General features: G+C 56.0%; 14 protein-coding genes and 1 tRNA gene. 10 read left to right on the plus strand and 5 right to left on the minus strand.

From position 1 onward, the window contains the following. Together ACRZ9U_RS19740 and ACRZ9U_RS19745 are read right to left on the minus strand one after the other, a co-directional pair. Positions 1 to 463 (minus strand): FAD-binding oxidoreductase (locus ACRZ9U_RS19740; protein ID WP_480902782.1); only part of this gene is annotated, 463 nt, incomplete at its 3' end. 27 nt (positions 464 to 490) lie between these two features. Continuing rightward, the gene (locus tag ACRZ9U_RS19745) at positions 491 to 1,477 is read right to left on the minus strand and encodes a 2-hydroxyacid dehydrogenase (protein ID WP_170392503.1); all 987 of its coding nucleotides are present in this window, start codon (positions 1,475 to 1,477) and stop codon (positions 491 to 493) included. A gap of 169 nt (positions 1,478 to 1,646) precedes the next feature. On the opposite strand from ACRZ9U_RS19745, the gene ACRZ9U_RS19750 reads away from it, so the two are divergent. Then, complete coding sequence (locus ACRZ9U_RS19750; protein ID WP_480887196.1) at positions 1,647 to 2,135, plus strand: SH3 domain-containing protein; 489 nt, start codon at positions 1,647 to 1,649, stop codon at positions 2,133 to 2,135. A 27-nt stretch (positions 2,136 to 2,162) separates the two neighbouring features. On the opposite strand, the gene ACRZ9U_RS19755 is transcribed toward ACRZ9U_RS19750, so the two are convergent. Beyond that, a complete protein-coding gene (locus ACRZ9U_RS19755) occupies positions 2,163 to 2,672 on the minus strand; it encodes a ferritin (RefSeq protein WP_170401952.1) in 510 nt (169 codons plus the stop codon). A gap of 370 nt (positions 2,673 to 3,042) precedes the next feature. On the opposite strand from ACRZ9U_RS19755, the gene ACRZ9U_RS19760 reads away from it, so the two are divergent. Continuing rightward, positions 3,043 to 3,117 (plus strand) — tRNA-Gln (locus tag ACRZ9U_RS19760). A 183-nt stretch (positions 3,118 to 3,300) separates the two neighbouring features. On the opposite strand, the gene ACRZ9U_RS19765 is transcribed toward ACRZ9U_RS19760, so the two are convergent. Next, positions 3,301 to 3,528: a hypothetical protein gene (locus ACRZ9U_RS19765; protein WP_170401955.1), complete on the minus strand. Its 228-nt coding sequence runs from the start codon at positions 3,526 to 3,528 to the stop codon at positions 3,301 to 3,303. Positions 3,529 to 3,926: 398 nt separating this feature from the next. Between ACRZ9U_RS19765 and ACRZ9U_RS19770 the strand changes: the two genes are divergently transcribed. From ACRZ9U_RS19770 to ACRZ9U_RS19805, 8 genes are all read left to right on the plus strand, one after another. After that, a complete protein-coding gene (locus ACRZ9U_RS19770) occupies positions 3,927 to 5,666 on the plus strand; it encodes an ABC transporter substrate-binding protein (protein ID WP_170392843.1) in 1,740 nt (579 codons plus the stop codon). Positions 5,667 to 5,747: 81 nt separating this feature from the next. Further along, positions 5,748 to 6,797, plus strand: a complete 1,050-nt coding sequence (locus tag ACRZ9U_RS19775) for an ABC transporter ATP-binding protein (protein WP_170401958.1) — start codon at positions 5,748 to 5,750, stop codon at positions 6,795 to 6,797. A 1-nt stretch (position 6,798) separates the two neighbouring features. Continuing rightward, positions 6,799 to 7,875: an ABC transporter ATP-binding protein gene (locus ACRZ9U_RS19780; RefSeq protein ID WP_170401961.1), complete on the plus strand. Its 1,077-nt coding sequence runs from the start codon at positions 6,799 to 6,801 to the stop codon at positions 7,873 to 7,875. Beyond that, a complete protein-coding gene (locus tag ACRZ9U_RS19785) occupies positions 7,872 to 8,735 on the plus strand; it encodes a carbohydrate ABC transporter permease (RefSeq protein ID WP_170392846.1) in 864 nt (287 codons plus the stop codon). The genes ACRZ9U_RS19780 and ACRZ9U_RS19785 overlap by 4 nt, the downstream gene beginning before the upstream one ends. Then, positions 8,732 to 9,529, plus strand: coding sequence for a carbohydrate ABC transporter permease (locus ACRZ9U_RS19790; protein ID WP_170401963.1), 798 nt, complete (start codon positions 8,732 to 8,734; stop codon positions 9,527 to 9,529). The genes ACRZ9U_RS19785 and ACRZ9U_RS19790 overlap by 4 nt, the downstream gene beginning before the upstream one ends. Before the next feature lie 8 nt (positions 9,530 to 9,537). Beyond that, positions 9,538 to 9,939, plus strand: coding sequence for a DUF2160 domain-containing protein (locus ACRZ9U_RS19795; RefSeq protein ID WP_170401966.1), 402 nt, complete (start codon positions 9,538 to 9,540; stop codon positions 9,937 to 9,939). A gap of 66 nt (positions 9,940 to 10,005) precedes the next feature. Beyond that, positions 10,006 to 10,401, plus strand: a complete 396-nt coding sequence (locus ACRZ9U_RS19800; protein WP_008759241.1) for a BlaI/MecI/CopY family transcriptional regulator — start codon at positions 10,006 to 10,008, stop codon at positions 10,399 to 10,401. Further along, positions 10,388 to 11,485: a M56 family metallopeptidase gene (locus tag ACRZ9U_RS19805; RefSeq protein ID WP_170401969.1), complete on the plus strand. Its 1,098-nt coding sequence runs from the start codon at positions 10,388 to 10,390 to the stop codon at positions 11,483 to 11,485. The genes ACRZ9U_RS19800 and ACRZ9U_RS19805 overlap by 14 nt, the downstream gene beginning before the upstream one ends. 928 nt (positions 11,486 to 12,413) lie before the next feature. Here ACRZ9U_RS19805 and rplT read toward each other — a convergent pair. Beyond that, a complete protein-coding gene (rplT, locus tag ACRZ9U_RS19810; RefSeq protein ID WP_008756009.1) occupies positions 12,414 to 12,779 on the minus strand; it encodes a 50S ribosomal protein L20 in 366 nt (121 codons plus the stop codon). Between the last annotated feature and the right edge of the window lie 3 nt (positions 12,780 to 12,782).

Below are 12,782 nucleotides of genomic sequence, written 5' to 3' on the forward strand. Positions count from 1 at the left end.
TCGCGGCCATTCCACCCAGCGACGCATTCGCGCCCGGATCAATCGGGAAGAACAACCCCTGATCCCGCAGATGGGTGTTCAATTCGGCTCGGGTGACACCCGGTTGGACAACGCAATCTAGATCACCGACATTGACCGCCAATATCTTGTTCATCTGACTCAGATCGACGGATATGCCACCAGCAGGAGCGTTCACATGACCTTCGAGCGAGGTGCCTGTTCCGAATGGGATGACTGGCACCTTGTGCTCGGCACAGGTTCTGACGATATCGGCCACTTCTTCGGTTGAATGCGGGAAAACCACCGCATCCGGTCTCTGGTTTTCAATCCACGTTGTTGTGTGCCCGTGCTGCTCGCAGATCGCAGCACCAGATTGCAGCCGGTCTGCGAACCTCTGCTTCAAAATTCCCAGCGCCGTGTCGATCCCGGCCTCGTTTCGCGGCAAAGCAGTTGCCTGCACCATTGCGTTCCCCTTTTCTCAGGCCACAGCCTAAAGCATTGCAGGCACAACCTGATCTGGCGGGCGATGACCGTCTTCGAAGGTCTTGATGTTGATAATGACTTTCTCACCCATCTCGATCCGACCCTCAAGCGTCGCCGAGCCCATATGGGGCAGCAGCACCACATTCGGCAATTGCCGGAGGCGTGGGTTCACATCCGTGCCCTGTTCATAAACATCCAGACCAGCGCCCGCGATCTCACCGGCGCGGATCATGCGTGTCAGGGCGTTCTCATCAACGACTTCACCGCGTGATGTATTCACGATCACCGCCGTGGGTTTCATCAATTTCAAACGCCGCGCATTCATCAAATGAAAGGTCGAAGGGGTCGACGGGCAGTTGATCGAGATGACGTCCATCCGCGCCACCATCTGATCAAGACTATCCCAATAGGTCGCCTCAAGTTCCTGTTCAATCTCGGGGCGCAACCGGCGGCGGTTGTGATAGTGGACCTGCATTCCAAACGCGCTGGCACGTCGCGCAACGGCCTGCCCTATCCGGCCCATCCCAAGAACACCCAAGCGGCGACCACCGACCCGGCCACCCAGCAAGGCCGTCGGGGCCCAACCGGCCCAATCGCCCTTTTGCATCACACCTAACCCCTCGGGGATACGTCGTGTAACCGCCAGGATCAGAGCCATAGTCATATCTGCAGTATCGTCAGTCAGTACTCCTGGTGTGTTCGAGACAAGGATCCCGCGCTGCCTCGCCGTCGCCACATCAATGTTGTCGACACCGGCACCATAATTGGCGATCAGTCGCAATTTCTCACCAGCCTGCCCCAGGATACCGCCATCAATTGTATCGGTTATCGTCGGAACCAACACATCTGCTGTGTTCACTGCCGCCACCAGCTCTTCGCGAGTCATGGGATCGTCGGTGTCACGCAGTTTTACATCGAAAAGCTCGCTTAGCCGTGTTTCCACCGCTTCGGGCAACCGTCGCGTAACGACAACACTCAGACGTTCTCTTGGCACCTTGACCCTCCTACCGCTTTGCAAACTGCCGCGCGCCATGGCATCGTGGCGCAGGATTACACGGGGCACAAGAACCCCTTGGGCATCGTCTCAACCTTTTTTGCATACGATCCACAGGCATAAGAGCAGACAGGCAGTGAGTGCTAGTTTTTCAGTGAACCGCCATTTTGTGGTGTTGATATCGGTTTTCCTGCTCGTGCTCGGCGCAGTGGCCGTGTCCGCGCAGGAAAAACGCGGTCCAGTGACGAATCTACCGCTTCCACGATATGTCTCGATGAAAGCCGCCGAGGGTAATGTCCGTCGCGGCCCTTCGCTGACTCACCGAATCGATTGGGTGTTCAAACGCCGTGGCATGCCGCTGCAGATCACGGCCGAATATGGAAACTGGCGCAAGGTTCAGGATCGAGACGGTGCCGGGGGTTGGGTGCATTACGCGCTGCTTTCAGGTGTGCGGACAGTCCTTATCGAAGCCGACTTGCTGCCGGTTTACGCGATGCCTGATCCCAAATCGCAGGTGAACGCGCAACTTGAAGACGGCGTCGTCGCCCGGCTTGAAAAATGTTCACCCGATTGGTGCCGCATATCGGCAGGCGGCTATCGCGGCTGGACCCTAAAAAGCAATCTTTGGGGGGTCGACCCCACCGAGATTCGGGAATGACACGCGTGCGCGACAGCGCCGACTGAGCTACTCCGCGCCTGCAGCGCTGCCGCGTTTGGCCAGTTCCTGATCCAACAAAAGCAGGTTCCATCGGTCCCCGCTGGCCGCCTTGGCCTTATCCAGGATCGATGTGAACAGGTCTTCTTCCTCTATCTGTTCGGCCAGGAACCAGTTCAGCATATTCTGTGTGCTGTATTCTTTGACCTCATGCGCCAGCTCAAACAACGCGTTGATCTGGCCCGTCACGGTTTGCTCCTGCGCCAGCGCCTGCTCCAGTACATCAACGGGTGATTCATAGTCCGTTTGCGGTTTTGCGATGCCGTCAAGATTTACCCTCCCACCCCTCTTGGCGATAAAGTCGAATATACGCATTGCATGGGTTTCCTCTTCGGCAGAATGCCCCCGAAACCAACTGGCGAATCCTGGCAGATCCTGCGCCTCAAAATAAGCCGACATCGCCAAGTAGGTGTACGAAGCGTGGAGCTCATTGTTGATCTGCTTATTCAATGCTTCTGCAACTTGCGGGTTCAATTTCATTGCTCGCTCCTTTTTTGTGGTGGTTAGCGGACCTTATCTAGCTAGGTCCGAAGCCAAAGACATTCAACTGATAAAGGTAATTTTTATCGCTATTAATCAATAATTTAATCCAATTCTTGCGCTATTGAAACGCAGTCGCAGGAACGAGCGTTGTGGCGCATCGCGGATTGTATCTCGAGACCGCAGAACCAAGGATTGCCAGTTGGATTTTCGTTTTAGAGATCTAGCTTCGCCTCAAACAATCGCCTGACCCATATTCGACAATCCCGACGATCCAACCGCGATCAAACTAAATTGCATATCCACATCAAAATTGTCCAAAAAAGCCCTTGAACCCTGAAAGCAACAGTCGTAGATAGCCGCTCACCGTTGGGGTGTAGCCAAGTGGTAAGGCAGCGGTTTTTGGTACCGTGTATCGTAGGTTCGAATCCTACCACCCCAGCCATGATTTTCCCGGAAATCACATACCGAGAAGTTGCACGCCGATTATAGCGTGTTTTCAGCGACTTAAGATCCAGCAATTTCAACTGAGACCCGAGCGTGTGCGCAACAGTGGTCGATTTCCGACCACAGTCCCAGGTCGCGACTCCGACGGTACGAGTTTGGTGGGTTTCGGAGAGGCGGCAGATCAGAGGGCAGAGAAGCGCTTGTGTTGATCTGACCAGATCACTGGGAATCCCGACTTGATCTGGTAGTCCATTGTCAGACCATCAGTTTGTTCGCCTGAAGCGATGGCATCCAGAGCATCAGGCGCCAGCATGGCCAGATCGACCACATCCTGCACCCGGCGTTTGGAGGTGCCTTCTTTTTCTACAATCTCAGAAAACGTTGGCCATCGACGATCATCACCAGCCACTGACGCACTTTGATGACACTGTGAACAGGTATTTGATCAATCTGGGGCGGCTCATCGCCAAGATGTAGTTTCATTTCCACGCCTTTCCGGTGCATCCGGTATAGCGCTGCTATGGTTGGTTCAGCGTTGGGTTCCACCCAATTTGCATTGGAACAGCAAGCGCTAAGCCCACTTCAGAATTGGGTGTTTCGCGATGCTTTCAGCACCTACGGACACCATTTGTTTGAACGTATCTTCTACTTCCAACACGCCGCAAGCAGATATTATTTTTATTTATCAAGTGCTTAAATTTGATATCTCTTATTACTAAAATTTTAGTTTGACAGCAGCGCTGAATATCATCGATGCTGTTTGCCATCCGGTCTGCACCGGATCACATAATCTTTGGGAGGAGACAGATGCGGAGACATCTACTTTCCGCCGTGGCGGCAGCGGCCGTCATTGCGGGGCATGGTCCTGCTTGGGCCGACGAAGCCGCAGCACAACGTTGGATCGACGACGAATTCCAGCCATCGACCTTGTCGAAGGATGAACAGTTGTCCGAAATGAAGTGGTTCATCGAAGCTGCACAACCGTACTCGGGCATGGAAATCAATGTCCTGTCCGAGGGTATCCCGACGCATTCCTATGAATCCGAGGTTCTGACCAAGGCGTTCGAGGAAATAACCGGGATCAAGGTCAATCACCAGATTCTCGGCGAAGGCGAAGTGGTTCAGGCCGTACAGACTCAGCTACAAACCGGACGGAATCTGTATGATGGCTATGTCAACGACAGCGACCTGATCGGGACACATTCGCGCCTGCAGTTGGCCTATCCGCTGACCGATATGATGGAAGGTGATTGGGCGGCGACAACCTCGCCAACGCTGGATCTGGATGACTTCATGGGCATTCAGTTCACCACCGGCCCTGATGGCAAGCTGTATCAATTGCCCGACCAGCAGTTTGCGAACCTATATTGGTTCCGCAAGGACTGGTTCGATGACGAAGCCAACAAGGCCGCGTTCAAAGAGAAATACGGCTATGATCTAGGCGTTCCGGTCAACTGGTCAGCCTACGAAGACATCGCCGAGTTCTTCACCAATGACGTGAAAGAAGTCGATGGCACCACGATCTATGGCCACATGGATTATGGTAAGCGCGCGCCTGACCTCGGCTGGCGCATGACTGACGCCTGGCTGTCGATGGCCGGCGCCGGTGACGTGGGTGAACCGAACGGCGTTCCCGTCGACGAATGGGGCATCCGCATGGAAGCGGGCACCTGTAACCCGGTCGGTGCGTCCGTTTCACGCGGCGGTGCCGCAAACGGTCCCGCTGCGGTCTATGCGATCCGCAAGTGGGATGAATGGCTACGAGCGTATGCGCCTCCAGGTGCGGCGTCTTACGACTTCTACCAGTCGTTGCCAGCGCTTAGCCAAGGCAACGTGGCTCAGCAGATCTTCTGGTACACCGCCTTCACCGCGGACATGGTGAAGCCGAAGTCCGAGGGCAACAACACCGTGGATGACGAAGGCACGCCGCTGTGGCGGATGGCGCCCAGTCCGCACGGCCCCTATTGGGAAGAAGGCCAGAAGGTTGGTTATCAGGACGTGGGGTCGTGGACCTTCCTGAAGTCGACGCCTGCGGATCGTGCTCAGGCGGCTTGGCTCTATGCCCAATTCGTGACGTCCAAGACTGTCGACGTGAAGAAATCCCATGTGGGCCTAACCTTCATCCGCGACAGCTCGGTCAACCACGAGTCGTTCACCGAGCGCGCACCCAAGCTGGGTGGTCTGGTCGAGTTCTACCGCTCACCCGACCGTGTGGCATGGTCACCGACCGGCATCAACGTGCCGGACTATCCGAAGCTGGCCCAGATCTGGTGGCAGCAGATCGGTGACGTGAACTCGGGCGCCTTCACCCCGCAAGAGGCGATGGACCGTCTGGCAGAAGAGATGGACATCACTATGGCCCGAATGCAGGCCGCTGACGAAAGCGCCGGTGTCTACGGTGGCTGTGGTCCGCGTCTGAACGAGCCGCAGGATGCCGCATTCTGGTTGGAAAAGCCGGGCTCGCCCAAGGCCAAGCTTGAGAACGAAAAGCCGCAGGGCCAGACCGTCAACTATGACGAACTGGTTCAGCGCTGGCAGTCTCAGTAAGCAAGCGAAACCGGGGGTGCCGTGTGCGGCATCCCCACCCCAAGGCCAGTGCGACGCACTGAAGGACCGGAACCCACGGACATGATCGAACTTAAAGACGCCACCAAACGGGTTGGCAATGTCATCCATATCAAGCCTACGAACCTGGCGCTCAAGACTGGCCATTTCAACGTGTTGCTGGGCGCGACGGGGTCGGGCAAAACCTCGCTGATCAAGATGATGGCCGGGCTGGACCCGATCGCCTCAGGCAAAGTTCTGATGGACGGGCAGGACGTCACCAAGCTGAACACGCAAAAGCGGCAGATCAGTTTGGTACACCAGTTCTTCGTGAACTACCCGCATATGACCGTTTTCGACAACATCGCCTCGCCCTTACGCGTGGCGGGGATGGCAAAATCCGAAATCGAAGGCCGTGTCGAAGAGGCCGCCGACTTGCTGCAGTTGCGCCCAATGCTACAGCGCCGTCCGCATGAGTTGTCAGGCGGCCAACAGCAGCGTACAGCACTGGCCCGCGCGATTGCAAAGGAAAGCCGCGCGGTGTTTCTTGACGAACCACTGGCCAACCTCGATTACAAGCTGCGTGAAGAACTGCGTGAACAACTGCCCGACCTGTTCGCCGGGCGCGGGGCCGTGGTCGTCTATGCCACCTCGGAACCGGAAGAGGCGTTGATGCTTGGCGGCTACACCGCTTTGATGGAGGACGGGCGCGTCACCCAATTTGGCCCCACCTCAGATATCTATCGCAACCCCGAGAACATCTCTGCAGCTCGTGTGTTCTCTGACCCGCCCATCAACGTGGCGCGCATCACTGTGTCTGATGCGCAGGCGCAATTGGTCGGCGGTGGTGGCTGGAAAGTCACCGATATAGCCGATGGTGACTACTTGGTCGCCGTGCGTCCGCACCGGGTGACCCCGTTCCGCTCTTCCGACGCCGACGTGGAGCTGACCGGGCGTGTCATCGTGACCGAGCTTTCGGGCTCGGATTCCAGCGCGCACTTCCAGCATGGGGATGAGGCGTGGGTGTCCCTGGCCTCGGGTGTCCATCCCTATCAGGTGGGCGAAGACCACAGCTTCTACATGAACCCGGCCCATTGCCGGTATTTCGGCCAAGACGGCAAAAGGATAGCCTGACATGGCACAAATCAAGCTTGCAAACCTGCGACACAGCTATTTCCCCAATCCCAAGGGGCCACAGGATTACGCCCTGAAGGAAATCGACGTCACCTGGCGCGATGGCGGCGCCTATGCGCTGCTGGGGCCATCAGGATGCGGCAAGTCAACGCTGCTGAACATCATCTCGGGGTTGCTGACGCCTTCCGAGGGACAGATTCTGTTCGATGGTCAGAACGTTACTGCCTTGCCCCCAGATCAACGCAACATTGCGCAGGTGTTCCAGTTCCCGGTGATCTACGACACGATGACTGTGGGCGAAAATCTGGCCTTCCCGTTGAAAAACCGGGGGGTTGACCCGGCAACGATCAAACGTCGCGTCGATGAGATTGCAGAAATGCTGGACGTTACGGATATGTTGAATACCCGGGCCTCAGGTCTGAGCCCGGACAACAAACAGAAAATCTCGATGGGTCGTGGGTTGGTGCGCGACGACGTGAACGCGGTGATGTTCGATGAGCCGCTGACTGTTATCGACCCACATCTGAAATGGAAACTGCGGTCCAAGCTGAAAGAGCTGCACCAGCGCGTCAAAGCCACGATGATCTACGTCACGCACGACCAGACCGAGGCGCTGACCTTCGCGGACGAAGTAGTCGTGATGCAGGAAGGCGAAGTCGTGCAGATCGGCACCCCTGTGGAACTGTTCGAACGCCCTCAGCACACATTTGTCGGCCATTTCATCGGCTCACCCGGCATGAATGTGCTGCCGTGCGAAGCAAAGGGCGATCGGGCCCTATTCGAAGGCCATGAAGTGATGCTGGAAGGCCAGACCCACGGTGACGGAGGCCGCACCGATCTGGGTATCCGGCCTGAATATATAAGCTTTGGCGAAACCGGCATCCCTGCCCATGTCACCAAGGTCGCAGATATCGGGCGACACTATGTGGTCAGTGCCATGGTCGGTGATACGCCGGTGAAAGCCGTAGCAGAACACAATGCGCCCAACCCTGGCTCACATGTGTACCTGCAATTCAAACCCGAACAATCTCGCGTCTACCGCGACGGCTGGATCGCAACCGAGGAGCGGACGCAATGAGAACGGAAAACCAAAAAGCATGGTTCTTTGTCCTGCCGGTGCTGGCGCTGGTCGCGTTTAATGCGCTGGTGCCGATGATGACGGTGGTCAACTATTCGGTGCAGGAGACCTTCGGTAACAACCAGTTCTTCTGGGAAGGACTGGGCTGGTTCGAACAGATCCTGCGTTCCGACCGGTTTCAGGCAGCTCTGGGACGGCAGTTCCTGTTCACCTTTCTGATCCTGCTGATCGAGGTGCCGCTTGGTATCATCGTGGCGCTTTCCATGCCGCGCAAAGGGTTCTGGGTGCCGGTCTGTCTGGTCCTGATGGCCCTGCCGATGCTGATCCCGTGGAATGTGGTCGGCTCGATGTGGAATATCTTTACTCTGCCCAAGATCGGCCTGCTGGGCTACTTCCTGAATGACGTCCTGGGCATCAACTATGACATGACACAACAGCCACTGTCGGCCTGGATCACCGTGATCGTCATGGATGTCTGGCACTGGACGTCGCTGGTTGTGCTGCTGTGTTATGCGGGCCTCGTGTCGATCCCGGATGCCTATTATCAGGCCGCTAAGATCGACGGCGCGAGCCCCTGGTCAGTATTCCGCTATATCCAACTGCCCAAGATGAAAACCGTCCTGACCATCGCCGTTCTGCTGCGCTTTATGGACAGTTTCAACATCTATACCGAGCCTTTCGTTCTGACCGGCGGTGGCCCCGGCAACTCAACCACTTTACTGTCGATCGACCTTGTGAAGATCGCGCTGGGACAGTTCGACCTTGGCCCTGCGGCCGCGATGAGCCTGATCTACTTCGCCATCACCCTGCTGGTCAGCTGGGTCTTCTACACTCTGATGACAAAGGATGACGCGCAATGAAGAAGCGGTCCCTTATCCCGATCCTCTATATCGCGTTCCTGATGCTGCCGATCTATTGGCTGGTGGCGATGTCCTTCAAGACCACGAACGAGATCCTGTCGGGCTTTTCCCTGTTCCCCCAGACCTTCACGCTGGAGAACTACGTCACCATATTCACCGATCCGACGTGGTATTGGGGCTATATCAACTCGATAATCTACGTGACGATCAACACGGTGCTGTCGGTCTGTGTAGCGCTGCCAGCGGCCTATGCGTTCTCGCGCTATCGGTTTCTGGGCGACAAGCAGTTATTCTTCTGGCTGCTGACCAACCGGATGGCGCCAGCGGCGGTGTTCGCGCTGCCCTTCTTCCAGCTCTATTCGTCAATCCACCTGTTCGACACTTATCTGGCCGTGGCGCTCGCGCACACGCTGTTCAACGTGCCGCTGGCGGTCTGGATTCTCGAAGGCTTCATGCGCGGCATCCCGAAAGAATTGGATGAGACAGCCTATGTCGACGGCTATTCTTTCCCACGCTTCTTCGTGACGATCTTCCTGCCCAACATCAAAGCGGGTGTCGGCGTCGCGGCCTTCTTCTGCTTCATGTTTTCATGGGTCGAGATGCTGCTGGCCAAGACCCTCACCGCGGTCGAGGCCAAGCCCATCGCCGCCGTGATGACCCGCACCGCCTCCAGCGCGGGGTATGAGTTGGGTCTGCTGGCAGCCGCGGGAACACTGACCATTATCCCTGGTGCCATTGTCATCTGGTTTGTCCGCAACTACATCGCGCGCGGTTTCGCGATGGGCCGTGTGTGAGGTTCGATATGCGTAGACTTCTTCTCACCCTCCCCTTCCTGCCTTCGATGGCATTCGCCCAGCAAGCCGGATGGGGCAATGTTGGCCAGCAAGAGGAAAAGGGATTCTCGTGGACCGCCCCTCTTTGGCCTGATTTCTGGATGGCCTGGACCCCGGCGACGTTGGCGGTATTCGTGGGTATCTTCGCGGCCATCGCATTAATTGGACTATTGGAAGGGTTCAAGTTCCGCGACGGCCTTGAACGTCGCGGTGTACTTGGTCTGACAACCACGTTAGGCGATCGGTTGTTCATAACACTGCTCGGCTCGACCTATATCTTCCTTGCCTGGCTTGGGCTGGTAGGCCAACCTGTATGGACGCCTCTTTTCCTGTCCATCGGTTGGGGCGTCTTCGTCTTCTGGAAAGTTTAAGCTTTGAGAAACAGCGAAAGGATGCTTGTCTGTCAGGCATACTAAATAATGGCGACACCGAGATCGATGCGAAAGAAAAAGACAACAAATCTTCTGACCGACGTGGAACTTGAGTTCATGAACGAACTCTGGGCGCTTGGTCAGGGCTCGGTCCGTGAAGTCCTTGATCGCCTGCCACCTGATCGCAATCTGGCCTACACTTCCGGAGCCACAATTTTGCGTATTCTTGATGAAAAGGGCTTTGTCGAAAGCGAGAAGAACGGCAAGTCGCTGATCTACAGACCCCTTCTGGAGAAAGACAGGTATCAGTCGCGGTCGTTGCAGAATTTGTCCCGGACCCTGTTTGACGACACGCCCGCAACTCTGGTGGCAAGGCTGGTCGATGATGAGGGGCTGACAGAAGATGATCTAGAGGAGATTCGAGCACTGGTAGAGAGGAGACTGCAAAATGACAGCGGTTAAACCGGTTCTCGATGCGTTTCTCGAGTTCAACATAGTGCTTGGATTGTCGGCGCTGATCTGGCTGGCCGTGCGCGGAGGCCTTGCGCTGACGCCCATGCGGTACGGCTTTGTTGCTCAGCTTCGTTCGCTCAAGATACTCTGCATCGGCGTTATGCTCAGCCCGGTTCTGGCGATGGGTGTTTCGGGTTTTGTTGCTCAGGTATGGCCCGGACGGGTTGTTGCGCTGGGGGATATCGCAGTGGCAGCCTATTTGCGCGGCGAAATCGCAATGCCGGCTGCGCAGTTCGAAACCCTTCTTAACACGCGCGAACGCTGGGTTGATCATGTCATGTCAGGCGGCTCTGTTTTTGTGACTTGTGCGTTGATTACACTGGTTTTGGTGGCGGCTGTTCTGGCAATTCGGGTTGCCCTCAACGCGCTTGCAATTCGCAACGCTGTAAGCTCCAGCTTTCTATGGCGACAATCGGCCAAAGTGGACATTCGTCTTTCGGATCGCGTGACCGTACCCTTTGCAGTACGCGGCCTTCGTCGCCGCCACGTTGTTTTGCCCAGCCATCTACTGAACTCGCCACGCGATCTGCGCTTTGCTCTGGCGCACGAGTTTCAGCACATCCGCGCATTGGACGTGGAATGGGAACTGGGTTTCGAGCTTTTACGCCCGTTGCTGTTCTGGAACCCGGCCTATCTGGCTATGAAGCATCAGTTTGACCGGCTTCGCGAATTGGCCTGCGATCAGTCTGTCGTCTCGCGTAAAGGGATTGACGCGACCGACTATACCGCCTGTTTACTGGACTACTGCACACGATCGGTTAAGCTAAAAAGCCCTCGCATTCTTCATGTGGCCTTGGTTAACGGGCCGAAAGCAAAGCATGTTCTGCGACAGCGTGTGATCGCCCTGACCGATGCACCAGTGACGACGACCCAATTGTCGGCTATTTTCGTTGGGTCGGCGCTTTCCCTTGTTGTTGTGCTTGCAATTGGTTCGGCCTCGGTTCGTCAAACTCAGGATTGGAGCCATGATCGTCTTATGCTTTCGACGGTTGTAAACCTTGAACGGCTGGAAGCTCGTAATCAGGGGAATTAACTGGCCGTAGTGTATGTCCAATGCGGGCTGGGGGGGGTTACACTTGCGGTTACTGCTAGCAAGTTAGTCACAGATTCTGCGCTAAAGTGCTGCTGATTTTCAATAAGTCTGGTTTTGAGGTATCGCTGTCAGCGGCTTTAACGCTGGCGTCCGCGTTGCTCGATATTGATCGACCGAGAACGATTCGATAGCAATTTATGCCATTCCAACCTGCTACAACGCAGCATCGCCATTTCTAAATCAAGGTCTGGTTATACTTCGGTGCTGTGAACGTTCCAAGTTTGGCAGAGAGCCCTTACAACGCCTTCTTATCCGCTATGCGAGCCATTGAAACGCCCCGAAGACGATCTGCCAGCGTACCCGGTCATTCAGCAGAGTGAGTGTGTTGTAAACCTTTGTTGTCCCAATTGATCGTGGACAACCGCGCCCGCAGTTGCGCCGGAAACATTCGATGATTTGATTTGCCTGTCGGGGCTGAACCCTTGGGATGCGAAGCAGCTTCTACTCAGAAACCCGCGAACTTCTCAGCGCTGTTCCATTGAAGTTCGCCTTCTATCAGCCCTGACTGCACAAATCACGGATGGAATGCCATCATCAGAAGTGCCTTATCGCCTCAATTGAAGCCGGTCATATACAAATCGATTACGGCCAGGTCGTTCTTTTCTTCACTGCACATTTTCGCATCTCATCTGATTTTGGGAGCGAAGCAGTCAAGTAGTCACAGCGCCTAATTGGAACCTAACGAAGGTATCGCATCCTACCGCCGTTGCCATTGTAGGCGGGGTCAGCGATCAGCCATTTGGGGTATCTATATCGTCGCCCTGGAAAGCTAAACCTCGCATGCTAACGAACTTGACACCCATTCTGAAAACAAGAAAAGACCGTCCCAACTGGGACGGCCTTTCATTCACTGTCTCTCGAAAGAGGTTCAGGCAGCCAGCGCGGCCTGTGCTTTGGCGACGATCGCGCCGAACGCTTCCGGTTCGTGCACAGCCAGGTCGGCCAGAACTTTGCGGTCCACTTCGATACCGGCCAGGTTCAGGCCGTTAATGAAGCGGGAATATGTCAGTGCCTCGTCATGCGAACGGACAGCGGCGTTGATACGCTGGATCCACAGCGCGCGGAAGTTGCGCTTGCGGTTCTTGCGGTCGCGGGTTGCGTACTGGTTGGCCTTGTCTACGGCCTGACGGGCAACCTTGAAGGTGCTCTTGCGGCGGCCATAGTAACCTTTGGCAGCCTTGATGACCTTCTTGTGACGGGCGTGAGTTACGGTTCCACCTTTAACGCGGGACATCTC

The sequence above is a fragment of the Ruegeria sp. D7 genome (assembly GCF_056534355.1).